This window comes from Aestuariibacter sp. GS-14, from assembly GCF_006494365.1.
Classification (GTDB): domain Bacteria; phylum Pseudomonadota; class Gammaproteobacteria; order Enterobacterales; family Alteromonadaceae; genus Alteromonas; species Alteromonas mangrovi.
This window is the reverse complement of the sequence record NZ_VHIP01000002.1, coordinates 586,923-610,238: the sequence shown is the minus strand read 5'-3', so window position 1 is coordinate 610,238 and position 23,316 is coordinate 586,923. Positions and strand designations below refer to the sequence as shown.

Sequence of the window (23,316 nt, the reverse complement as noted above, 5' to 3'; positions counted from 1 at the left end):
TTCTTAAGTATTAAAGACTTACTAGCGTAATCGGCAAATTAACATTATTCTTTAGTCTATTGTGTTGTTTAAAATAACAGGAGCGACTGGTGGGGGTACCATATAAGGACGTATCCATCCTTGTTGTAGAAGATCAGCGCCCTTTTCTGGTATTACTGAAAGGTTTGCTCACTAATCTGGGCGCCAAAGACGTAATGATGGCTACGCAAGCCGACCAGGCCATCAAGTTTTGTCGTAACCACAAAGTAGATATAGTGGTATGCGATCTGCATTTAGGTTCCAACAAAAAAAATGGCTACGAGCTGTATCAGGAACTGATGCACCGCAAATTACTGCCTACCACAGCGGTGTTCTTGTTGATCAGTGCAGATGCTGCACGGCCAGTGGTATTAGGCTCACTTGAGCACAGTCCTGATGATTATTTGCTTAAACCCTTTTCACAGGCGCAGTTAACAAACCGCCTTAACAAAGCCTGGCAAAAAAAGCAGTTTTTTCACGACGTGTACAATGCCCTGGCAGACAATCAGTATTCAGTAGCCCAAACACTGCTTGAAACCCTACCCGAAACGTTACCTGAAAACACAGGCATACCAGCGATATACTACCGCGAATATGTGCACCTTAGGATTGAGACCTATTGGGCACAACGCAACTACAGTGGTGCTATTAAACTGCTGCTAAACGAAACTGAACTGCTCCCCTCGCAGTGGGCGCAACTTGCACTGGGTAAATCTTATCTGGCAAAGCGTGAGTTCCAACTGGCAATAAAATGTGCGTCGAAAGTGCTGGAGCTCAATCGCTACGATCCCGATGCACATGACATAATCGCCCAGGCCAAAAGCGCCCTCAATTTCCCGGAAGAAGCCATGGAGAACATGCGGCTTGCGCTCAAGTATTCGCCGTATTCGCTGGCAAGACAGCAGTTGGCTAGTCAGATTGCGTTAAAAAATGGTGATTACCCGTTATTGGTTGAGTCGTCGCTGGCAACCTGGCAGTTGTCGAAAAACACCATATTCAAGCGCATTAGTTATTGGTGTAATCACATTGGCTATTTGTTAGACGCGGCAGAGGCAGCAGAAAACAAAACACAGCGCCACCGGTTTCAGCAAGAAGCCCTGTTATTGGTACAGCGCGGCAGGCAGGACGATGCGATTCTGCGCTTGGATGAACCATTCGATATTGATATTTTTACTGATATTGTGAGCGCCCGCGTGGATGTGATCGATGGCAAGCTTATTGATGCAAAAAAAACCATTATGGCCAGTCAAATCAGCATCGAATCACGTTTTACTGAATACCCTGCCTCGCTGGCACCCGGTAGTATTCAAACGCTGTTGAATTTAGGGGAATTTGAAGAAGTCAGACGAGTATTGGATACCCTTAAAAAGGAAAAAACCGAACTGGATAGCGGATCTCAGAAACTCATAGCCCGCTTCAGTGAAGAAGCCAAAGACGGCGAAGATAAATACACCCATATTAACCGCAGAGGTATTCAGCTGTATCAGGAAGAAAAGTATGCGGAAGCTAAAGAAGCGTTTACGGCTGCACTTGGGTTATCGCCGGTAAACACGGGTATTGCGCTGAACCTGTTGCAATGCCAGGTAAAATTATTTGCACAGTCTGGCAAGCTGGACCCTATACTGGTAAAAGAAGCCCGACAGGTCTATAAAATAGTAAACAACGCGCCCATGCGTGAACAGCATCAAACCAAGTTTGAGAATTTACAGGATGAATTGATTCGATTAGGTGTAACCACCCGATAGTTCAGTTCCTTCATTTTGTTGCCGTATAGAAGGACACCTCATGCACCGTAAAATATTGCAATTTTCGCTGGCCGCAATTAGCCCGTTGTTGATAAGCGCATGCGCTTCCCAGAGCAATTTATGTGAAGACATCATGGAAGTAAAAGACCAGGAACAACAATGCCTGGTACTGGAAAAAGCCATGCGCAATCCAAAAAATCCACAAATGGCATTAACGGCCCGCCAGCGCTTCGAAAGCGAATGCCAGAATTTCAGATATTACCGCGACGACTACGACACCATTTGTAAGAAAGGCGAACAACCGATTGGCAAACCGATTGGTGAAGCTATTGATAAACCCGCGGTAAAAGGAGCCGCTTCAGACAATTAAGCGGCCTTGCGTGAACGACCCAGTGCCGCCATAACCGAACCACAAATCACCATGGCGGCGCCAGCAATAGCAATCAGACTCAGTGGTGGTTGTTCGAATGTGTGAGGAAACATGGCATCGGCAACGGCCATGGAAATAAACGTAAATACCGGTGCCGTAGCAATAACCGCACTTACCCGCGATGCAGACCACACCCGCATAGCTTCGGTAAATGCGCCATACGCAACCAGTGTATTGGCACAACAAAATGCCAGCGCCCATCCCTGTACTGCATTCATGTTGGCAATGCTGCCCAACTCGCTGAATGGCAACAACATTACCCCACCCAATACATAAATAAACAGGGTAAGTTGCATTGCTGTCATGGTTTTCATAATGGATTTCTGACACAGTGCGTAGCCTGCCCAGGTAATAGCAGCAATAACTATAAACACTATGCCCAGTACGTCTTCGTTTTCAGAAGCGAGAATTTGTGGCAAACGCTGGTTAAAGAATAAGGTTAAGCCTACCAGTAAACACACGGCCCCCCACCCTTGCAATCGGCTGAATTGTTCACGGTAAAGCCAGATCCCGCCCATCATTAGGGCAAAAGGCGCAATTTGCATTAGCACCTGCACACTACCCGGACTCAGATATTGTAAACCCATTACGTTGAATACGTAGTTGATCACCAGCATAACCGTTGATCCAATTGCCAGTTGCAATACAGCTTTGGGATAGCGGGAAACTTTGGGCAGACCGCCCCGGGATGCAAGCCATAATCCCACTACAATCGCTGCAGCAAAAAAGCGGTAAAGGGTAATCGTTGGACTGTCCATTACCTGCAAACACACCATTAAAAACAGTGGCAGGATACCCCAGAGTACCGCCGTGGTAAGGGCCAGCGAAAAACCTAAAACCGGCCGGTAGGTTGTTTCCACCTAGTCATTTCTCATCAAATACTCAAAGTCGCTAATCATATCGTCAATCTTATTGATTAGCTTGTTTTTTTGCTTGTCTGATAAGGTATAAAACACTTGTTCGAGCATGCGACCATACAACGCCGTATTTTGCAGCTGGAGTTGTCGATAATCTGTACTGCGAAACTCATCCGGGTGGGTTAATAACACAATAAACTGAGCCTCAAAATCAGGCATATCATTGCGCTTGTCGATTAACGCTCTGGCCGCTTTCTGAAAATCACGCCGATAACTAAGCCACAGTGCCCGCGTACCGTGAAAATCCGGAGCATGCTGTTTAATAATTGCCTGTTGTTTGTCTGACAGTTTGCCAATGTAATCACTTATCCCGTCTTCGATATCGGCAATCCGCGCTTTTTCATTTTCGGCGTCTGACTTGCTTTCGGCTTCGGCAAGTTGCTCAGCTATGTCATCATTTTCTTCGTTCAGTTCGTCAAACAGCGATTCAACCTGATCATCGGTTAAATTTTTAGCTAATTCTGCCAATTCCGGACTCACATGGTCGCGTAATCGTTCCCAGTGCTGACGACTGGCCCACAGATGATCAGCAATACTCTGTGCAGTTAACGTACCTTTTTCGATATCGGATCTCAGCCTTTTAAGATGCTCAACGTATTTCGCCAACTCCTGGTTGCGATGCCAGTCCATCCAGTTGGCAAAATGCTGATCGAACAACTTTTCCTGCTGGTCACTTAATTCAACGTAGTCATCTACATACCAATGTACAAGCCAGTCGAGATTATTATAGGTAAATTTAGTGGAGCAACCCGCTAGCAGTACCATGCCCAAAATCAAAATCAATTTCTTCACAATGACGTCCTGTTATTACCAACGAAGTGTTAAACACTTGGCTTAGCGCAATATTCCTGACACGATAATGTGTCATATACTATACGCATACGACCAGTAAACGGAACAATGATTCCCTGGCAACAGTCGGTGGCTTTGTATCAAATTGTTAAGGACACGCAATGACCAGTAAACGCATAGCAGTATTAACCTCAGGTGGCGATGCGCCGGGTATGAATGCCTGTATCCGGGCTATCGTAGTAGCCTGTGAAGGTGCCGGTCACACTATTATTGGCTACGAGCATGGTTATAACGGTTTGTTGGAACAAAACTGGCGTCAGCTGGACAGTAAAAAAGTGCACAATATTATTCAGCGCGGTGGCACCATTTTGCGTAGTGCACGCTGTAAAACCTTCAAGGAAGACGCGTCGGGTCAGTTGGCTGCCAACAACCTGGATGAACTGGCCATAGATGCACTGATTGTGATTGGCGGTGACGGTTCGTTTCGCGGTGCAGTGCATTTAGGTAAGTTTTGGAAAGGTCAGGTGATTGGCCTGCCTGGCACTATCGACAATGACATTTATGGGTGCGATGCCACCATTGGCTATTACACGGCGATAGATACAGCGGTGTCTTCAATTGATAAAGTACGCGACACGGCAGATGCGTTTGAACGGATCTTTTTAGTGGAAGTAATGGGCCGTCATGCTGGCTTTCTTGGCGCGAGTGCAGCTGTTGCCGGAGCCGCGAACTACGTGATCCTGCCGGAGTTGTTTACCGACCCACAAACAACGCTGAACGACATTCAGCATCAGCTTACCATTCACCGTCAGCGCTATGGTCACGAAAGTTATATCATCGTGCTTACCGAAAACCTATGGCCCTCAGGCATCAATGCATTAGCCGAATCTCTGGAAACCCTGACTAAGGGCGAAGTTCGTCCGGTTATTTTAGGCCATGTTCAGCGCGGAGGCTCGCCAGTTAGCCAGGATCGCATTCTCGCGACTACGTTGGGTGTGCAGGCGGTTAGAAGCATAGAGCAAGGCAAAACGGCGATCATGGTGGCCACTGATCGAGGCAACGTGGTAGAAGTGGCGCTTGAAGATACCTGGCAACACAAAAAAGAACTGGGAGATAGCCTCACCCACTGTATGCTAACCATGCTCAACGAGCGCCATCACTGGCCGTAACCCTTAATGGTTAACGTTGTTGCGTGCCCGATGATTGAATAGTCGGGAACACAGCAATAACATCAGGCCTAACAGACTCCAGCCGACACTACCGCCACCCGATGACTTAGCAGGCTGATTCGGTGTGGGTGCGGGCGTTGGTGTTGTATCATTGATATCGGTTACGTTAATTACGATCACTTCTGTTGTACTCAGTGTACCGTCGCTGGCAGAGACATTAACACTGTGCGAGGTTGCCGTTTCGTAATCCAGGGTTTTCCCATTTGCCAGGCTAAGTGCGCCGGTTTCGCTGTTCACACTAAACAGATCTGAACTACCACTGAGTGAGTAACTTACCGTAGCGCCTTCTGGATCGATTGCCTCAAGCTGTGCCACTACCGAACCTGCGGCAATGTTCTCAGCAACCGAAAATGCCGTACTGGAAAATACGGGTGCTTCATCCGCATCCTGTACGGTGATTTCTACCGTTACGGCGTTACTGTAGGCATAACCATCGTAACCGGTCACTGTGATGGTATAAGTGTTTGCAGACTCATAATCAATGGCATTATTGGCAGAAACAGTAATGTCACCGAGTGCCGATACTGTAAATGGTGTATTGGCTGGTGAAAGCGAGAACGACATATCATTACCGTCGGCATCATTCGCCTGCAAGGTGCCAATTACTGTACCGGATGCTGCTGTTTCCAGTACGGAAAAGCCCTGACCAGAACTGATAAAAGGCGCAGTATTGCCCACGTATCCGCGCAGCCAGTTTAATGCCGGACGGGTATTACCGTTTTCGTCAACCAGCTCAGCATCCTGCTCGTCCCGCCATAATCCGGGCCGCCAGCCCCAAAGCGTAATGCCTTTTACTGCATCGTGTTCCCACAATACCGGAAATATCTTTTTGTAGTCAGTTAGCTGTTGTTCGTCTGTTGGGCCATCAATATCAAGCTCGGTAATATAAACCGGTACACCCGTATCGGCGATGATTTGGAGGTTTGAGGCAATCGACTGTGCAGAACCGGTCGTTGAAAACGCATGCGCCTGAATACCTACCCCATCAATTAAATTGCGCGCTTTTAGTAGCGCTATGATCCCGGCATATTCGGTGGCCCGCTCCGGGCTATTGAGTAAACCATATTCGTTGAGCAATAACTGACTATTTGGAAAATAGCTTCTGGCTAATTCAAACGAACGAATGATCCAGTCCCATCCCGTGTCACCGCTGCCACCCAAGGCTTCGGCATAGTTGCCATTGCCGGCACCAAAAGGCGCATCGTTAATGGGTTCGTTAACCACTTCAATCATGTCTAATTCGGGATAGCGGTTCGATACCGCTTCAAACCATTCAATGATCTCAGCTTCCTGTTCGGCAACAGATAAACTCTCAATCCAGGCTGGTTGCTGATTACCCCACACCAGCACATGCAATTTAAACGGCAAGTTATTGGATTTGGCAAATTGATAAGCGGCATCCAGTTCGGCCCAGTTCATTACGTCCCGCTCGCGCTCTACACTCCCCCACTTACCCGCATTCTCTGGCGTAACCTGATCCCAGTACTGCAAAAAGTCGGCAAGTTGTGTTGGGGCGTGAATATTGCCAAGAAACTTCACTTCGCCTTCTGCGATAGGTGTTTGCTCCTGAGCATTCAAAATAGGTGGCATAGTGGCAAGCAAGCCACTTAGCATTGCAAGTGTTGCGCGAGACATTGTGTATCCTTCTGATAGTAAGTATGGCTACTCTACCGATTGAAGGTTGTACTCTCGATTATGATTACCGGCCGCAAAATTACTTTTTATTTTCATTTTTTACACATATTTAACAATAGAGTTATGTTTATCGTTTTCTTCTTATCAATTGTTCAGAAACAAAAACAGCGCATTTAATGCGCTGTTTTCAGGTAAAAGATGCTCGTTACATTTTCATCGCGGCTTTTACTTTATCCCGGTGACTACGGCTCACTTTCAGTTCCGTATCGTTATGTAGAATCAGGTGATATTCGCCGCTGATGTGGCTCACCAGCTTTTTAACAAAGCGAATGTTTGCAATGGCCGAACGGTGCACCCGAACAAACAGTTGAGGATTTAACTCCTGCTCCAGTTCTTTCATGGTTTTACGCATAATGTGCATACCATCAAGGGCATGTACACACATGTAATCGCCAGCAGCATCAATCCACTGAATATCAGACACGTTTACTCTGGTTACTTCTGAGCCGTCTTTAATTGCCAGTACATCAGGATAAGGATTGGTTTCTACTGGCTCGCCACTGGCCAGTTTGCGCAGGATTTCCTCGCAATCATCGCCTGTGAGTTCGGCTACCAGATTAACCAGCTTTCTGGATTGTTCGTCCTGATGCTGGGTAGAGAAATACTCGCGCACTTTATCCAATGCATCCTTTAACCGTCTGTCATCGGCGGGTTTGAGCAGGTAATCCAAAGCATGCACATCGAACGCCTTAATCGCGTAGCTGTCGTAAGCGGTAACAAATACGATCATCGGAATAGGCTGCTTAAGCTCTTTGAGCTTGTTGATCACCTGAAAACCATTCAGACCCGGCATTTGAATATCGAGGAAAACCAGATCCGGGCGATGCTGAGAAATCATGCTTACCGCGTCTAAACCATTTTGACACTCAGCCAATATTTGCACATCATCATACTTTTCCAGTCTTAATCGCAGACCGCTTCGCGCAAGCGGCTCATCGTCTACGATAAGCGTGGTAATTTTTTGTTGGCTCATTCTTAAACGTCCTTCACATCATAGGGCATACGCAAGCTCACTCGCACACCTTGGGGCTGATTATGTTCTACGGTAAATGCAAAATTACGATTATACAGCGCGTGTAAACGCTCTTTAATATTAGGTAACCCCACGCCACCTACACGACTTAACTGCCCATCACTGATATCGGCACCTGGTCCGTTATCGGCAACATCCAGTAATAAATCGTTGCCAAACCGGCTGGCCACAATCGATAACCGACCGTTTTCCTGTAGTTTGGAAATGGCGTGCTTGATGGCGTTTTCAACAATGGGTTGCAGGATCATGCTGGGTACCATGGCATTTTCACAGTCTTCCTCAATGTCCCAGGTAACTTCCAACCGCTCGCCGAATCGCACCTTCTCAATTTCTAAATACAATCGTAACGCTTTGATTTCCTGACCTAAAGGTACTTTTTTAATCGGGTCGTTGTCTAGCGAATATCGCAAAAAATCACTCAGCCTCGACACCATGGCTTCAGCAGTGTCGTTCTCTTTCATTAAAATAAGGGTAGATATGGCGTTGAGCGTATTAAACAAAAAATGTGGATTTAACTGATAGCGCAACATTTTAAGGTGTGCCTGGTGCGCCATAGTACTAGCTTTCAATGCATTTTGCTTTTCGCGTTGCAGCATCTCAAAGTTTTTAATCCCGAAATACAGACCACTCCAACAGCCAATCATGATCATACTGTCGATAGTATTACTGAAATACATATACCAGGCTTCAGGACGGAAACCATGCTTGTATATCTCCCAGTAATTTACGTTTTTAACTACCGCCCAAATCAATGCAACAGCATACGTAGACAGCAGTACAGTAAACAACAACCTGGGGACGTTTTGTTTGCGGGCCCAACGATAAATGTAACGCAGCGGAATGGTAAGGATCCAGCCAGCGTATGAATTAAGAATGATGATAAACAGGAAGATGGGTCGTACTTCATGTAAAAACGAACCAATGTAATACACCACAGCGAAACCGGCCCATCCAACGGTGTGTAACACCCAGAAAAGTCGTTCGTTGTTTTCAAATAAACGCTGCCACTTCAGCACTAAGGTACCATTATTTAAATTCATCAGCATGCATTATACGTGGAATCAATAAATCAAAGACGGGGTTAATCGCGAATGGGCATTGCTTTATCGCACATCGTAACAACAATAGCTATTGTTCTGAAGTAGTAGGTGGTTGCGGCAGATATGGCCTGCCGCTCAAAATGTATTAGTAACCAATATTCATGCGCTTTAACCAGCCGCCCCATACCCAGGCTGGGCCAACGAGTAAAAACTTGAGGTCGGTAAAAAATGACGGGCGCTTGCCTTCAATAGCGTGACCTACAAATTGCAGGATCCACATCACTACAAACACCGCCACACTCATTTGCCATACCGGTATGTCAGAGAAGGCAATTTGCTCGATCACCAGAAAACAGGCAATGGTAAGGAGTGTCATGGCTGCGCCAATCGGCCCAGACAATAAAAAGTAATAATACAACACTGGCAATACCAGTAAGTGGGCAAAATTAATGTTGTACTGCGCAACCCATTCCGGCACTGGAATTGACCACACCAATCCAATCACAGAAAAATAAATCAGCGGAACGGCCAATTGATGAATCAGTTTGTTGGTATGGTTCTGATGGCTCTCAGCGTATTCGTTAAATAATCGTTCGATATCTCGCATGTTGTCCCCGTATAACAGAAGTGATGTCTGCAGGGTATTGCGTTTACCTTCAACGACTACCCCTTACCACCCTATCCTAAATCTCTACGATGAATCGATTCAACAATTTTTTAACAATTTCTGCATCAGATGAAAATTGGATGCCATAAAAACACTTTGATTGGGTAACGCTAATGTTCTTAACCACGCCTTTGCATACCAGGTCTTTTTCATCGGCGATCATCAATTTAACCGCTTTGCCACTTTCCAACTGAGGAAAATCCGGCGATGCGTCACAGACACATCGGCACCCCTGTTGAGACACGTCGATGATCATACTTCGAATGGCGATATCCTGTTCCCCTTCAGACACACTGAGTTGCGCCTGAATCCCCGGCGTCCAGCGTTTGTGTTTGCGCAGCGCTAAACTTTGTAAGCTTACCGGGAAATCTACAAACAACAGAGATGAAGGATGGGTAATTACCTTTAACACCTCGGCTCTGAATGCAATGACCTTACCTTGTTCACCTTCCAACACATATCGCACTACCACTTCGTTTTCAGGCACAAGAATATCGCGCAGATAGCCCCATTTAGACTCACTGGGTACCTGAAAAATCATACTGGTAGGCAGATCAATACCCACATACTGAGTTTTCACCCGCTTGGGGGCGGTAGGCGTAGAAATTTGCAAATCAACCGTAGTTCCGGGACGTAATGACAGTAAACTGTCCAGATCGGCACTGCTTAATTGTCTATTTGGTTGTTTTGCCATTATTAAACACTGAAATCACTTTTGATATCGCTATATAATCATATTTTATGCGTTTAACAAACCCTTACCCAACATCTGGTGCTAATCATTATGAATTTGCACCAGACAGGAGAAACTGATCCATGGCTTCGCATTTCACCGGTATCGACTATACACTCAGTGTCGACTCTATCAGCCAACACGTGTTTCTGGTTACCATGTCAGTACCCGCCCTTAGCCAGCCGGTTGTCGCGGTGTCGTTGCCCACCTGGATCCCGGGTAGCTATATGGTGAGAGACTTTGCACGCAATGTTATTACCATTGAAGGCCATAACCTTAATCAAGACCTAATCAGCGTAATACCAACAGACAAACAAACCTGGGAGGTACAGGCTGATGGCAAGGCGTTCACCCTCACCTACAAGATATACGCCTTCGATTTATCCGTAAGAAGCGCCTTTATTAATGACGAGTATGCCTTCTGTAACGGCACCAGTGTGTTTCTGAAAGTTGAAGGCGCTGAGGCATTACCTTGCAGGGTATTGATGCGCGCCCCTGCATCCAAGCCTCAATGGCACATTGAAACAGCAATGGAAAAACAGTCTGAGGGGATTTACCTGTGCAGTGATTATGATGAACTGATCGATCACCCGATATTTATAGGAGAATGCACGTACGAAAGCTTTGTGGTTCAGGGGGTAGAGTTTGTGCTGTTGTTCAGCGGCAATACCCGCTACGACATGGCGCGGATGTGCACTGATCTCACCAAAGTTTGTGAGCATCACCTCAATTTATTCGGACAGCCAGCCCCCATTAAACGTTATATATTTATGACGCTAATTGCAGAACAAGGCTTCGGCGGACTGGAGCACCGTAGCTCCACAGCACTGTTATACCCGCGATTTGATCTGCCACTGGCGGGCGAACCTGCGCAATTGAACGACAGCTACGTAAACTTTATTAGTTTGTGCAGCCACGAATTGTTCCATACCTGGCATGTGAAAAGCATTCAACCCGATGTATTAGTGAACGCAGACCTGACTCAGGAAGTGTATACCGACCAGTTGTGGATTTATGAAGGATTTACCAGTTTTTATGATGACGTGACACTGGCCAGAACCGGCGTGATCCCGCCTCAGCATTACCTCAAAATCGTAGGGCAAAACCAGACCCGCCTGATGCGCAACGTGGGCCGGTTCAAACAAAGTATTGCCGAGTCCAGTTTCTACGCCTGGACCAAATTTTATAAGCAGGATGCCAGCGCAATTAACAACATTGTGAGTTATTACAATAAAGGCGGCCTGGTTGCGATGGGTTTGGATTTACTATTACGCAAGCGCAGCGCAGGCCAGGCAACACTGGATAAACTCATGCAGGCGTTATGGCAGCAATTTGGTCACAATAAAGGCACACCAGCGGATGTGATAGCGCGCCTGTGTTTATCGGAATTCAATCTGGATGTGAGTGATTATTTGGCGCGTGTGGCCTATGGCACTGAAGACGTTGAACTGGCTGAATTACTCAAAGACATTGGCGTAAGCGTATCTGAAAATGCAGCGTTGTCGGTGGACGACAAAGGGGGTGAAATGCCCACCAAAGCCACTGCGCGATACAGCTTTGGTGCGACGGTTAAAACCGCAGATTTTGGCTTGACGATTCTGACCGTTCAGCAAGGCTCTGCGGCCTGTGTGGCCGGTTTGCAAGTGAATGATCGATTAATAGCCATTGACGGATTTGTAGTAAATGTAAAATTGCTCGACCGCATGCTCGCTAGCGAACGCAATGGTGATTTCAGCTTAACCCTTGTGCGCGATGGCCGCGTACTTAACCTGACGATGCCTTTACTGGAAGCACCCAAACAACATACCGCGCTCACTATTACCGACAAACAGGCTTTTGCCGCCTGGCTTGGTTTACACTAGCCCTAAACAAACAGGCTGCGATTTGCAGCCTGTTTTATTAATACCAATTTGCATAGAAGTTTACTTTTCGACGTGCAGGTTCAACGGGGCGGTACCAACAGTGCCGGATCCAATCGTTCGTCATACCAGTTCAACCGCCAGTCCAGGTGTGGCCCGGTTGCACGGCCGGTTGCACCGATTTCACCAATTTTCTGACCCTGCTCTACCCGATCACCCACCGCTACCGTCAATTTACTTAAATGCAAAAAGGTCGAATTTACGCCAAGTCCGTGATCGATGATCAGGGTACCACCGGAATAGTATAAATCAGCCTGTGCCAGAGTAATTGTACCGCCTGCGGGTGCTACCACATCAGTACCGGTTGGCGCGCCCACATCCACACCGTAATGCGGACGCTTTGGTTCACCATTAAAAATGCGCTGACTACCGTACACGCCAGTAATTGGTCCTTCGGCTGGCCAGATAAACTCAGAAGTAAAGTCCCGCAATTCGGAACGGGCTTTTCGGGCGTTTGCTACCAGCCAGTTATCGTTCTTTATTCGTGCCAATACGCTTTCAGGTGGCGTAACCATGGCCTGAGGCACACCTTCAATACGTTGAGTAGGATATTCACGTTCAGCCAACACGATGGTTTGGCTTTGTTGTTCACCCGATGGTAGTAACCAACGCAATGTATGGCTAACCTTTGCATCGCGACCAAACCCAATCGCAAAGGCACCATCATCCAAGGTATCTACCGGATTGTCATTCAGCCACACCTTAGTGCCTGAAGGCAGTTTGCCGCGCATCAGACTGCCTTGTGTAGCCTCGCCTTTAAGCACCAACGACCCGGCCTGTGCAGACAATGCTAAACACACCCCAACTAACAGGCAAAACAGGCGTTTAGTCACTAACTCTGGCACCTTTTCCAACGCCTTCGTAAGCCAATACGCAGCAATGGCTACCCGGCTTGCGCAACTTTTGTTGCTGATAGATGTATTGCGCCAGACATTCCACTGTTGAATCCGTGGTGATCACTTCACATTGAGATTCAGGCAACACTATTTCGAAGTAGCCTTGTGTCGCCTCGTAGGCAAAACACACGTGATCCTGATAGCTGGGTAATTTTTGTTGCAGTTTTAACTGCTCAGCCGTGATCCTGTCTTCTTCTGAGGCAATGTAAATATCGCACCAGCGATTTGCCCAGTAGGTTTGACTCTCAAGGTCATTTTCGCCATCGGTATAAATATCAACTTTAGAACGGTGACCGTGAGCAATACGCTGACAGTTACCATCATGCTTTTTTAGCCCATGGGTATAGTGATAAAACGGCGTATTAATGACTTCAGTGCGCAGCAGAATAGTAAGATTGTCTACGTTGTCGGGTAAATGTGTTGCAATCACTTCCCGCAGGTATTCACTTACCGACTCCATAGTAATAATAGGCGCATAAATAAACGCATAAGCATCTGCAGGACAATACATTTGGATGGCTTTTTGATCTGCCAGCGCAAAATTCACTTCTACATAGTCTGTGTCGTCGTCATGACGAATAGTAGTAGCACTGCACTCTGCAGGTACCAGCAACTTGTGATCAACATAGCTGTCGATGAGTCGCTTTAAGTTTTTCTTTACGATACCGAAATCCTGAACCATGCTCTCTTCGTTCAGCGTGCCATCAAGCAACACATCCACAATCCAGCTTTCACCCACCATGCCGCGCTGCGGGCACAGGTAGGAGAAGTCCATTACGGTTAAGTCATTAACAAATAATTGCATTACGTCTCGTCAGGTTAATTCTTACTTATCAGGTACCCGACTATTCATCGCCGGGTATTTAATGCAGGCATTATACCCAGTTTTCGCTGGTATGGCCTGCTATTCCTACAGATTTCGCTTCAACTGGTCTTTCAGGTTAGGCGGTATGCCTTTGATGGTTAACGTATCGGTGTCGGGATTATATATTACCCGCTCGCCCAGCAATTTACGTTCAAAGCTCACCGACACACCACCGCCCTGTCCGGTAAACTTGGTAAGTTGTCTTAGCGCAGCTGGATCGGGTTGAATTTCAGGTTCCAGCGGTGATTCAAGTCCAGCGGTAAATGCCGCGAAATTGTGATCGCTGCCCTCATCGGACGGCAATCTCGCTGACAACTCACTTACCCGGATGCTTTCGCCACTGTCGAGTTGTTCTTTAAAATAACTGGTCACCTGCTCACGGTGGGTGGTTTTTTCTTCTGGATCAAGATTTTCAGAGGCAAGATAGGTTTCCACCGACTGAATCAGCTGTTTGTTCTGCTGCTTCACATCCACTTTTTCTTCACAGCCAACAAATTGCATAAAGAAGTCAGCAACCTTTCTGCCCATGCGACCTTTAATAAAACTGATGTAGCGCTGCTGCTGTGGCTCAATGCGATACTGGGTTAAATCAATACGCACAGCCAACTGCATTTTAGCCAGGTCCAGGTGCTCCCGGCTGGACAAATCCAGATTTTGACTCACTTCCACGTGCGCTTTGGTATTTAACAGGGTAACTAATAAAAACTGCGTGGCCAGATATTCGTAGTGTACAAACAGCACAAACCCGGTTTCCACCTGGCCGGTATCAACCAGCGATTGCACCAGTAAATTACTGGTGTCTTTAGTGAAAGCAAGGTAAGCGCTGCCACTGTCGGCCGGACTGTCTGCATGCGCAGCCTGATAACCCTGCAATGCAGTAACAAACGTATTTTGCTCGGTTGATTCCGCAAAATGCCCTACACCCTTACCCGGTTTACTCACAAAGGTATGATGTAACTGGTGTCCGAGTTGTTCTAATGCAGAAGTAACCGGCAGGCAACCTTCTCGTGGGATCAGTTGCATTTTGCCGTCGTTATTCACGATAAGCTGATGTACGACAAAATGATGTATCAATATGCTCATGTATTACTGATGTCCAATTCGTTGACTAATGATGCAGTTTTTTGAATGAATGATTGTTATCAGATGCACAACGATTATAATCGCTTTATTGCCAAAACTATGCTTTTTCAAGCGAATTAATCACAAGAGGCGTAAAGTGCCCCAACAAAGCCGATACAGCGATGCCGACTTCGAGCGTCTGATGAACGAAATTATAATGGTACTCGAAAAAGAAGGCGCTGGTCGCGATCTTTCTTTAATGGTACTGGGTAATGTGATCACCCACATTTTTGAACAACAGGTTGCGCCACATCAACGGCAAGCCATGGTTGAACAATTTACCAAAGTACTGACTAAAAGCGTACAGGGAACAGCATAAGCTACCATGATTTTAGCGGAATCTCCACGACGTCAACGCGTTACCAAGCTGGTTAACTGGGGGCACTGGTTCGCGTTAGCCAACATTGTTATCGCCATTATCATTGCCTCTGTTTATGTAGTGTCCTCGCCTGCGCCGGGTACCGGCTTGGGTACGTTTTATTTATTTGCCAACTGGTTTGGTCACATTGGGTTTTTAACCTTTTTTGGGTTTGTGATTTTTATCCTGCCCTTGTGCTATCTGGACGTGTCACAGCGCACCATTAAAACCATTGCTTCAGCGGTTTCTGCGCTTGGCCTGGCGGTACTGGCATTCGATGCGTTGCTGTTTAACCGTACGGGATTTCATTTAACACACAGTTCTGCAAACCTGATTAAGTCTGAAGCGGCCAGTGAATTTTTAACTATCAACTGGCAACAATGGCTGTATTTATTGTTGTTGTTTGTGATTTGGCTGGGCTTCCAGCTTATGCTGGCCAATGCGGTTTGGAAGCGCATCGACAGATTAATGACCCACCGTATTGCTCGCCCGGTTGTGAGCTTTTTTGTGGTGTGTTTTGTATCGGGTCATGCCATCCACGTGTGGGCCGATGCACAGCTGTATCAGCCGATTATTAAACAGGACAATATGTTTCCGTTGTCTTATCCGGCAACAGCAAAAACCACCATGTCGCGTTATGGTTTGCTGGATATCGAACGCTATCAGCAGCGCAAACAACTGCAGTTTGAGCCTGACATTCACACGATTGCATACCCGTCTGCACCTGTATATTGCGCCATTGATGAAAGTCAGAGTGCTCTGCTGCTGGTTCAAACCGACCAGGCAAATATTCAGACTGCGGTTAAAAATGCCGACCTGCGCGAAATTGAACAATTCTTTACCCTGGCCAGTTCGCCAGAAGGGTTAATTAGCAGCACCTTGTTTGGTGTGCCGGAATTGTACCAGCAAAGTCTACTGCAGGAATCGCCAATTATTCTGGCGTTAGCAAAAGCCTATGGTGTTTCGGCGCAGGTTTACGTTGAAGATATTCGTTTCCGGAAAAAGCAATTCCCTGCTGTAGAATTTGCCACTTCCCTGGAGAATAGCGCAGCGCTGACCATTGCTTTTGTGTCAGGAGAAACCATTACATCGTTATTAGCACAACAGGATTTATCCCGCTCGCTGGTGATGGTTGCCACGGGTTATGGTGCGCCAACCGGCAGCCTGTTCACCAATTTGCCGGTAACAGCAAACCTTGCCAGTAACGAAGACTTAACCCCCACGCTGTTAAACGCACTGGGATGTGCTGCTGACGTGAGCTTTTACTCTACCGGGCAAAATTTGCTTGCGCCCAAGCGCGATTGGCTGGTGAGTACATCCGGAGAGAAAGTCGTTGTTATATACGGGGATCAACGCATAGAGGTGCTGAGCAACGGCAGTTACGACATTACCCAAATCAGTAACAATATGCGCAGCGACCAAGCGTTAAATGTGGATTTACTTAGCCGCGCCATTAAACATTTAACGCGCTTTATGCAGTAACGATTTAACGTACTGATCAACATTAGAAAAAACGGGACGCTATGCGTCCCGTTTTGGTTTGTATTCGCTTAAAAATGGTTTATTTGGCTGAGTCTTTTTTCACAACGCGATACGCTGCGCTGTCAAATAAATCATCGCGGCGATGATAACCCAGTTCCCAGTCGATGTTATTTAACGCATAAAAAGACTGGCCTGCAAAGTCGACATCGACTGTGAGTCCCTTCGCAGCAACAGCCTGTCCATCTTTAATTTGCGGCGCATATCGCCATTGTTTAACGGCTTCTAACGCACTGTCTCCGAAATAGCGACTACCGTCTATATTCACGATGCTTGCATTAACGACTTCGCCTTTTTCATTCAAATCAAAACTCACCGTTACTGTGGCGTCATCCCGTGTGCGGTCAGCTCCATGGGGGTAACCGGGGCTTTGGCGCATTAATGGCAATGGATCCTGATGTTCACTCCAGGGCGTCATCTGCTGAATTTTATCGCTGTGATAAGACGCCAGTTGGGCATTACCGTTTTGCTCGTAACACACCGAAAGCATTGCATGAGCCTGCAAACTCCATGGGTGACTGTAAGCCAGGTGGTTATCCAACGTTGTTGCCACTGTGTTTAAATACAATGCCGCTTTGCTAAAGTCGCGACTAGAAAACAACCGTTTACCGAGTATAAATGCCTGATCCAGCGTGCGGGTGTCCTGCTCGCCCCAATGGGTTATTGCTAATGCAAAGCCACGCTCAGCGATTTCTATTGCACCGGACTTTGAAATCAGCGGTGTATTGGTGCTCAATAACCGGGTAACAACGAGGTAATACAACTGAGCAGCATCATCCGGATGCGCAGCTGCTGACTCATCGAGGCCTTCTAACAGTTCACGTGATATCTGATTGTACTTGTGTATCGCAGTGGATTGTCTTAAACCGTTATCCGGTGACGTATACAGTTTGGCCAGCTCTAATTTGGCGGCAACCGTGCGTAAGTGGTGTTTGCCAAACACGCTTTCGCTTTGTTCAACCACGTTGTTAAACTGTTCAATAGCTTGCTCAGTTTTTCCCGCATTGGCATACGCCAGTGCTAAGTTGTAGTTAAGGTTGAGCCGATTTTCTGGTTCCTGAGCATAGGCTGCCTGGCCCTGTTCAAAGGCCGCTTTTGCATAAACCAACGCTTGCTGAACATCACCCTGTGCAGAGGCAATCTGGTATTGTTTGTAACTGTCGGTAACCGATGCACCGTAAGCCTGAGAGAAACAACCGGCAGTGATAAGTGCCAGGCCAACAGCCAGGCGGGATGGGGTAACTTTCATTCCACTACTCCTAAGTGAACAACACATTCATTGCGTTAAATATTTCGTTACTACACGACTAAAGTATAACATGTGAACAAATTGTCAACACTCGTCAGACCAATAGCCTATATCTGTGAGTGCGTGATAAGAAAAACAGGAGCATGATGAAGGTACACCCGGGCAAGACGCCGCCCGGGTGTGTTGTTTAGAGAGGTAAAACCTATGCTTTGCCGAGCAATTCAAAAATGCTGGAGAAATCGCGATCGGCATTGCCCTTTAACTGATGCATGCGGTACAACGCCTGTGCTGCGGCCGCCATGGGTGTAGACGCCCCCACCTGCTGCGCAGCTTCCATCGCCAGACTCAAATCTTTATTCATCAGCTTCACCATAAAGCCGCCCTGGTACTGATTACTCGAAGGCACATTTTCCATCACATTCGGGCAAGGATTGTATTTTTGCAGGGTCCAGTTACACCCTGAACTTTGTAACATAATATCTGACATCACTTTGGGATCCAGCCCGTTGGCTATTGCAAGCTGTAGTGCTTCAGAGGTACCGGTCATTAGTACCGACAACAACATGTTATTACACAACTTGGCAATTTGCCCTGCGCCTAGACTACCTGCGTGGAACAGATTTGCGCCCATGTGTTTCAGAATGGGTTTAGCGCGCACAACAGACGCGTCATCGCCGCCCATGATAAAGGTCAGCGTACCCGCTGCAGCGCCAGCCACACCGCCTGAAACGGGAGCGTCAATAAACGCAAAACCAGCATTTACTGCGGCGGTGCCCACCTGTTTGGCACTTTGTGCATCTATGGTGCTGCAATCAATAAACAGTGCACCGGTTTTGGCATGCGCAATCAGGCCGTCGTCACCCAGGTACAGCGATTTAACATGTTGGGCCGCGGGCAGCATGGTTACCACCACATCGGCATTTTTCACCGCCTCCTGAGGACTACCGGCAGCCATAGCGCCCTTTTCCTCGAGTAATTTAACGGCATCGGGAACCAGATCGTATACGGTAACGGATTCACCTTTTCTCACTAAATTGGCTGCCATTGGGCCACCCATGTTGCCCAAACCGATAAACGCAATATTTGTCATTGTTATTCTCCTAAACCTGCCAGGGGGTGTTGTAACCATGGACTGGTAAAATGCTGTGTAATGACGGCTTCAGGTACGTCATCTACCGAGTTAAACAACCATTTTGGCTGTTTGTCCTTGTCGATAAGTAGTGCCCTGACACCTTCCGCAAATTCGCCAGATTCACCACAACGGCACGACATCACTAATTCCATTTGAAAACAGGCTTCCAGTGACATGTCGGCACCGCGTTTACACTGTTCCCACACCAAATGCATAGTGATAGGTGAACCCGCAGCCAACCCTTGTTGGGCGCGAACAAACCAATTGTCGTCTTTATTATTGCACTGAAGGATAGCCTCAACGGCGTCACTGGCACTGGTGCACTCGGATAGCAGTTCATCAATTACAGGCTGCCAGGCCGCTAATTTACCGGTTGGCCAGGTGTGTTTACTTAACTCAAACCGGGCGCATAACGCTGTGAGTTGATTGTGCGCATCGCCTGCAACCCAATGCTGCGCTTCCAGTGCATCACAAAAATCATCAAAGGCGTCGTCTGCCAACAGGTAATCACCTAAACCTACATACAGGCCATCCGTGGCATTCACTGACGCCCCGGTTAACCCCAGGAATAGCCCTGTTTTGCCCGGTGCACGTGGCAGAAAAAAGCTCGCTCCCACATCAGGATATAAACCAATGGTAATTTCAGGCATGGCTAACCGGGAAGATGGCGTCAGAATGCGATGACTGGCACCCGCCAACAACCCTATTCCGCCGCCCATCACGATCCCAGCGCCCCACACAGCAATGGGTTTACCGTAACGGTGGATCAAATAATCCAGCTCGTATTCGCGGGCAAAAAAGTCTGCCAGAAAATCCGGTACCTGATGTTGCTGCTCCTGCATGGCCTGATACATCGAAACGATGTCACCGCCAGCACAGAAGGCTTTTTCGCCTTCACTGGCCAACAATACCATCACAATGCTGTCGTCGTGTTGCCAGTCGGTTAACTGTGCATACAGGGCTTTAGCCATATCCAAATCCAAGGCATTTAATGCCTTGGGTTTGTTCAGCGTAAGTATGCCCACATCGCCACCAGACGCGGCGGGCAGACGTTTTACATTGAGCTTGTCGGTCATACTGGCTCCTAAAGAATCTGACTGCCTTCCTGCAGGATTTGCCGGCTGATGATCAGGCGCATAATTTCATTAGTGCCTTCCAGGATCTGATGGACACGCACATCACGCATATGACGCTCCAGTGGATATTCCTTGATATAGCCATAGCCACCGTGAATTTGCAGCGCTTCGTTACACACCTTAAATCCCACATCAGTGGCAAATCGTTTTGCCATGGCGCAATAGGCCGTTTTTTGCGGATCATTTTCATCCAGTTTAGCCGCTGCCATCCGCACTAACTGACGGGCAGCCACTAATTCGGTGTTCATATCGGCCAGTTTAAATTGCAGTGCCTGGAACGCCGCCAGCGGTTTACCGAACTGTTTGCGCTCAAGCATGTAGTCACGCGCAGTGTCCAGTGCCTGCTGCGCCGTGCCAACCGAACAAGTGGCAATATTAATGCGACCACCGTCCAGACCTTTCATGGCAAAAGTAAACCCCTGGCCATGTTCACCCAACAGGCTGGCATGACTAATTTCCACGTTGTCGAACGTGATCATCCGGGTTGGCTGTGCATTCCAGCCCATTTTTTCTTCTGGCTTACCATATATAATACCCGGTGAATTCGCGGGTACCACAAACGCAGAAATGCCCTTGGCTCCGTCGTTGGACGTTCTCGCCATCACTACCAATACGTCGGTTTCACCCGCGCCGGAAATAAACACTTTACTGCCATTCAGGCGATAACCTGCATCGGTTTTTTCGGCCTTGGTTGATAAACTGGCCGCGTCCGAACCTGCACCGGGTTCAGTAAGGCAATACGAGGCTAGCTGTTCGCCAGTCACTAAACCGGGCAACCAATGCGATTTAATACTTTCAGTGCCCCAGCTAGCGATCATCCAGGTGGCCATATTGTGTATTGTGAGCATGGCCGTCGTTGTGGTACATCCCATCGACAACTGCTCAAAAATAATGGAGGAATCCAGTCTGCTTAATCCCAGGCCACCGTCTGATTCAGGGGTGTAAAGTCCACAAAAACCCAGTTCGCCCGCCTTGCGAATAGTGTCGATGGGAAACGTGTGTTCCCTGTCCCACTGCGCGGCAAAAGGCGCAAGTTCCTGCATGGCAAACTGCTTTGCAACATCGGCAAAGGCCTGTTGGTCTTCGGTCATATTAAAGTTCATTGGCGTCCCCTTTAGCGCAAGTTAATGGTCATGTTCGGACCACTTGGGATGTCCTGCTCAGGCCAGCGCGACGTTACCGTTTTGGTTTCTGTGTAGAACCGCACAGCTTGCTTACCATAGGCATGCAAATCGCCAAAGAATGAGTTTTTCCAGCCGGTAAACGAAAAGAATGGCAGTGGAACCGGAATAGGCACATTAATCCCCACCTGTCCTACTGTCACTTCCGACTGATACTTACGCGCTGCTGCGCCGCTGGCGGTAAATATAGAGGTACCATTGCCATAGGGATTGCTGTTAACCAGCGCGAGCGCTTCTTCTAACGTATCAACACACATGCAGCACAATACCGGACCAAAGATTTCTTCCTGATAAATACGCATATCCGTTGTCACGTCTTTGAATACCGTAGGTCCAATCCAATGGCCGTTCTCCAACCCTTTTACTGTGAATTCACTTCCATCAACCAGACACGTCGCGCCTTGTGCTTTACCCGAGGCAATTAAATCCAGCACGCGGTGTTTGGCAGCCGCACTGATAATTGGTCCAAAGCCTGCCTTGTCGTCGTTCCATACACCCGGTGTAACCTTGCTGATCTGCTGTGCCAGTTCTTCAATCCACTCCTGCGCACTGCCTACAAACACAGCAACCGAAATTGCCATACAGCGCTGGCCAGCTGCGCCTACAGAAGCACCAACCAGATTATTGATAACGTGCTGTTTGTTCGCGTCGGGCATCACCACTGTGTGGTTTTTAGCGCCAGCAAAACACTGTGCACGTTTGAGGTTTTCCGTTGCGGTGCGGTAAATATACTGGCCAACAGGTACCGACCCGACAAAGGATACAGCTGCGATATCAGGGTGATGTAACAGGGTATCCACTTGTTCTTTGCCGCCATGCACTACATTAAGCACACCAGCAGGCGCGCCCGCTTCAATAAACAGTTCTGCCAGTAGCATGGGCGTGAGCGGGTCCTGCTCGGACGGTTTAAGAATAAAAGTATTGCCGCATACAATAGCCAGCGGAAACATCCACAACGGGATCATGGCCGGGAAGTTAAAGGGAGTAATACCAGCACACACACCAATGGGCTGAATAAAGCTGCAGGTGTCGATGCCACGGGCCACGTTCTCAACGGTTTCACCCATCATCAGACTTGGCGCATTCATGGCTTGCTCAACCACTTCAATGCCACGCCATACATCACCCATAGCGTCGTCGAATACTTTACCTGTCTCCTCAGCCAACACGGTGGCAATGCGCTTTTGGTCGCGCTTTAAAATAGCCTGATAACGCATCATGATACGGGCGCGTTCAGTTACCGGCACGTGGCGCCATGTTTCAAATGCTTTTTTTGCTGCACTTAGCGCTTGCTGCATTTCAGCGTTGGTAGTCACCGGTGTGCGGGCAATGACGTCGCCATTGGCGGGATTCGTTACATCTATAAATTGAGTGGTTTGAGAGGCAACCATGTTGCCATTAATTAAAAGAGGAACCTGTTTCATCACTTTCTCGGTAACTGTGTAGAGTACGTTAACGCTATACCAACCATACGTTAACGTAAACGTAAGCTCTTAAAATTTGCCCTCCCCCTTGTAAATTTATTGTGACATAAAGGTTATTTTTCGTTGGTATTTAGCTATGATTACACCACTGTGGCCATTCGGTACGTGCTAAGTGAAGTTGTGCCTGTTATGCTTA

The 23,316-nt window shown here is 47.6% G+C and carries 21 protein-coding genes; 6 read left to right on the top strand and 15 right to left on the bottom strand.

Going from position 1 to position 23,316, the window contains the following annotated elements; genetic code table 11:
• Window positions 1-89 precede the first annotated feature (89 nt).
• Both FJ444_RS05740 and FJ444_RS05735 read left to right on the top strand, forming a co-directional pair.
• Window positions 90-1,763, top strand: a complete 1,674-nt coding sequence (locus tag FJ444_RS05740; RefSeq protein WP_181405073.1) for a response regulator — start codon at window positions 90-92, stop codon at window positions 1,761-1,763.
• Window positions 1,764-1,803: 40 nt separating this feature from the next.
• Window positions 1,804-2,133 carry a hypothetical protein gene (locus FJ444_RS05735; RefSeq protein ID WP_140956952.1) on the top strand — a complete coding sequence of 110 codons (330 nt, stop codon included), beginning with the start codon at window positions 1,804-1,806 and terminating at the stop codon, window positions 2,131-2,133.
• On the opposite strand, the gene FJ444_RS05730 is transcribed toward FJ444_RS05735, so the two are convergent.
• Window positions 2,130-3,053: a DMT family transporter gene (locus FJ444_RS05730; protein ID WP_255439044.1), complete on the bottom strand. Its 924-nt coding sequence runs from the start codon at window positions 3,051-3,053 to the stop codon at window positions 2,130-2,132. The genes FJ444_RS05735 and FJ444_RS05730 overlap by 4 nt on opposite strands.
• Window positions 3,054-3,902 carry a DUF6279 family lipoprotein gene (locus tag FJ444_RS05725; protein ID WP_140956951.1) on the bottom strand — a complete coding sequence of 283 codons (849 nt, stop codon included), beginning with the start codon at window positions 3,900-3,902 and terminating at the stop codon, window positions 3,054-3,056.
• Between the two features lie 161 nt (window positions 3,903-4,063).
• On the opposite strand from FJ444_RS05725, the gene FJ444_RS05720 reads away from it, so the two are divergent.
• Entirely contained in the window at window positions 4,064-5,071 is a 1,008-nt protein-coding gene (locus tag FJ444_RS05720; protein ID WP_140956950.1) for an ATP-dependent 6-phosphofructokinase, read from the top strand.
• Window positions 5,072-5,074: 3 nt separating this feature from the next.
• Here FJ444_RS05720 and FJ444_RS05715 read toward each other — a convergent pair whose 3' ends face one another.
• The 5 genes from FJ444_RS05715 to FJ444_RS05695 all read right to left on the bottom strand — a co-directional run bounded on the left by FJ444_RS05715 (window position 5,075) and on the right by FJ444_RS05695 (window position 10,260).
• Window positions 5,075-6,766, bottom strand: coding sequence for an endo-1,4-beta-xylanase (locus FJ444_RS05715; protein ID WP_140956949.1), 1,692 nt, complete (start codon window positions 6,764-6,766; stop codon window positions 5,075-5,077).
• A gap of 205 nt (window positions 6,767-6,971) precedes the next feature.
• A complete protein-coding gene (locus tag FJ444_RS05710) occupies window positions 6,972-7,799 on the bottom strand; it encodes a LytTR family DNA-binding domain-containing protein (RefSeq protein ID WP_140956948.1) in 828 nt (275 codons plus the stop codon).
• Between the two features lie 2 nt (window positions 7,800-7,801).
• Window positions 7,802-8,905 (bottom strand): sensor histidine kinase, encoded by a 1,104-nt coding sequence (locus FJ444_RS05705; RefSeq protein WP_370298011.1) that lies wholly within the window; start codon window positions 8,903-8,905, stop codon window positions 7,802-7,804.
• A 139-nt stretch (window positions 8,906-9,044) separates the two neighbouring features.
• Window positions 9,045-9,506 carry a DUF962 domain-containing protein gene (locus FJ444_RS05700; RefSeq protein ID WP_140956947.1) on the bottom strand — a complete coding sequence of 154 codons (462 nt, stop codon included), beginning with the start codon at window positions 9,504-9,506 and terminating at the stop codon, window positions 9,045-9,047.
• Window positions 9,507-9,582: 76 nt separating this feature from the next.
• A complete protein-coding gene (locus FJ444_RS05695) occupies window positions 9,583-10,260 on the bottom strand; it encodes a flagellar brake protein (protein ID WP_140956946.1) in 678 nt (225 codons plus the stop codon).
• A 122-nt stretch (window positions 10,261-10,382) separates the two neighbouring features.
• On the opposite strand from FJ444_RS05695, the gene FJ444_RS05690 reads away from it, so the two are divergent.
• Window positions 10,383-12,161 carry a M61 family metallopeptidase gene (locus FJ444_RS05690; protein WP_140956945.1) on the top strand — a complete coding sequence of 593 codons (1,779 nt, stop codon included), beginning with the start codon at window positions 10,383-10,385 and terminating at the stop codon, window positions 12,159-12,161.
• An 80-nt stretch (window positions 12,162-12,241) separates the two neighbouring features.
• On the opposite strand, the gene FJ444_RS05685 is transcribed toward FJ444_RS05690, so the two are convergent.
• The 3 genes from FJ444_RS05685 to yejK form a co-directional block, all read right to left on the bottom strand.
• On the bottom strand, window positions 12,242-13,051 hold the full coding sequence (locus FJ444_RS05685) for a M23 family metallopeptidase (protein ID WP_255439043.1): 810 nt from the start codon (window positions 13,049-13,051) through the stop codon (window positions 12,242-12,244).
• Window positions 13,044-13,919 carry a 6-carboxytetrahydropterin synthase gene (locus FJ444_RS05680; protein ID WP_140956944.1) on the bottom strand — a complete coding sequence of 292 codons (876 nt, stop codon included), beginning with the start codon at window positions 13,917-13,919 and terminating at the stop codon, window positions 13,044-13,046. Before FJ444_RS05680 ends, FJ444_RS05685 begins: the two co-directional genes overlap by 8 nt.
• 105 nt (window positions 13,920-14,024) lie before the next feature.
• Window positions 14,025-15,062 (bottom strand): nucleoid-associated protein YejK, encoded by a 1,038-nt coding sequence (yejK, locus tag FJ444_RS05675; RefSeq protein ID WP_140956943.1) that lies wholly within the window; start codon window positions 15,060-15,062, stop codon window positions 14,025-14,027.
• A gap of 136 nt (window positions 15,063-15,198) precedes the next feature.
• Between yejK and FJ444_RS05670 the strand changes: the two genes are divergently transcribed.
• Window positions 15,199-15,420 carry a DUF1414 domain-containing protein gene (locus tag FJ444_RS05670; RefSeq protein ID WP_140956942.1) on the top strand — a complete coding sequence of 74 codons (222 nt, stop codon included), beginning with the start codon at window positions 15,199-15,201 and terminating at the stop codon, window positions 15,418-15,420.
• Between the two features lie 6 nt (window positions 15,421-15,426).
• Window positions 15,427-16,941 carry a DUF3413 domain-containing protein gene (locus FJ444_RS05665; protein WP_140956941.1) on the top strand — a complete coding sequence of 505 codons (1,515 nt, stop codon included), beginning with the start codon at window positions 15,427-15,429 and terminating at the stop codon, window positions 16,939-16,941.
• 79 nt (window positions 16,942-17,020) lie between these two features.
• Here FJ444_RS05665 and FJ444_RS05660 read toward each other — a convergent pair whose 3' ends face one another.
• The 5 genes from FJ444_RS05660 to FJ444_RS05640 all read right to left on the bottom strand — a co-directional run bounded on the left by FJ444_RS05660 (window position 17,021) and on the right by FJ444_RS05640 (window position 23,120).
• Window positions 17,021-18,247, bottom strand: coding sequence for a TonB family protein (locus tag FJ444_RS05660; RefSeq protein WP_181405072.1), 1,227 nt, complete (start codon window positions 18,245-18,247; stop codon window positions 17,021-17,023).
• Between the two features lie 202 nt (window positions 18,248-18,449).
• Window positions 18,450-19,337, bottom strand: coding sequence for a 3-hydroxyisobutyrate dehydrogenase (mmsB, locus tag FJ444_RS05655; protein WP_140956939.1), 888 nt, complete (start codon window positions 19,335-19,337; stop codon window positions 18,450-18,452).
• Between the two features lie 2 nt (window positions 19,338-19,339).
• Window positions 19,340-20,455: an enoyl-CoA hydratase/isomerase family protein gene (locus FJ444_RS05650; RefSeq protein WP_140956938.1), complete on the bottom strand. Its 1,116-nt coding sequence runs from the start codon at window positions 20,453-20,455 to the stop codon at window positions 19,340-19,342.
• An 8-nt stretch (window positions 20,456-20,463) separates the two neighbouring features.
• A complete protein-coding gene (locus FJ444_RS05645) occupies window positions 20,464-21,618 on the bottom strand; it encodes an acyl-CoA dehydrogenase family protein (RefSeq protein WP_140956937.1) in 1,155 nt (384 codons plus the stop codon).
• Window positions 21,619-21,629: 11 nt separating this feature from the next.
• Entirely contained in the window at window positions 21,630-23,120 is a 1,491-nt protein-coding gene (locus FJ444_RS05640; RefSeq protein ID WP_140956936.1) for a CoA-acylating methylmalonate-semialdehyde dehydrogenase, read from the bottom strand.
• Between the last annotated feature and the right edge of the window lie 196 nt (window positions 23,121-23,316).

Coding starts and splice junctions, on each gene's coding strand:
- FJ444_RS05645 (WP_140956937.1), bottom strand. CDS start 21,618: ATGAACTTTAATATGACCGAAGACCAACAGGCCTTTGCCGATGTTGCA.
- FJ444_RS05715 (WP_140956949.1), bottom strand. CDS start 6,766: ATGTCTCGCGCAACACTTGCAATGCTAAGTGGCTTGCTTGCCACTATG.
- mmsB (WP_140956939.1), bottom strand. CDS start 19,337: ATGACAAATATTGCGTTTATCGGTTTGGGCAACATGGGTGGCCCAATG.
- FJ444_RS05665 (WP_140956941.1), top strand. CDS start 15,427: ATGATTTTAGCGGAATCTCCACGACGTCAACGCGTTACCAAGCTGGTT.
- FJ444_RS05720 (WP_140956950.1), top strand. CDS start 4,064: ATGACCAGTAAACGCATAGCAGTATTAACCTCAGGTGGCGATGCGCCG.
- FJ444_RS05695 (WP_140956946.1), bottom strand. CDS start 10,260: ATGGCAAAACAACCAAATAGACAATTAAGCAGTGCCGATCTGGACAGT.
- FJ444_RS05650 (WP_140956938.1), bottom strand. CDS start 20,455: ATGACCGACAAGCTCAATGTAAAACGTCTGCCCGCCGCGTCTGGTGGC.
- FJ444_RS05710 (WP_140956948.1), bottom strand. CDS start 7,799: ATGAGCCAACAAAAAATTACCACGCTTATCGTAGACGATGAGCCGCTT.
- yejK (WP_140956943.1), bottom strand. CDS start 15,062: ATGAGCATATTGATACATCATTTTGTCGTACATCAGCTTATCGTGAAT.
- FJ444_RS05705 (WP_370298011.1), bottom strand. CDS start 8,905: ATGCTGATGAATTTAAATAATGGTACCTTAGTGCTGAAGTGGCAGCGT.
- FJ444_RS05680 (WP_140956944.1), bottom strand. CDS start 13,919: ATGCAATTATTTGTTAATGACTTAACCGTAATGGACTTCTCCTACCTG.
- FJ444_RS05735 (WP_140956952.1), top strand. CDS start 1,804: ATGCACCGTAAAATATTGCAATTTTCGCTGGCCGCAATTAGCCCGTTG.
- FJ444_RS05700 (WP_140956947.1), bottom strand. CDS start 9,506: ATGCGAGATATCGAACGATTATTTAACGAATACGCTGAGAGCCATCAG.
- FJ444_RS05660 (WP_181405072.1), bottom strand. CDS start 18,247: ATGAAAGTTACCCCATCCCGCCTGGCTGTTGGCCTGGCACTTATCACT.
- FJ444_RS05690 (WP_140956945.1), top strand. CDS start 10,383: ATGGCTTCGCATTTCACCGGTATCGACTATACACTCAGTGTCGACTCT.
- FJ444_RS05640 (WP_140956936.1), bottom strand. CDS start 23,120: ATGAAACAGGTTCCTCTTTTAATTAATGGCAACATGGTTGCCTCTCAA.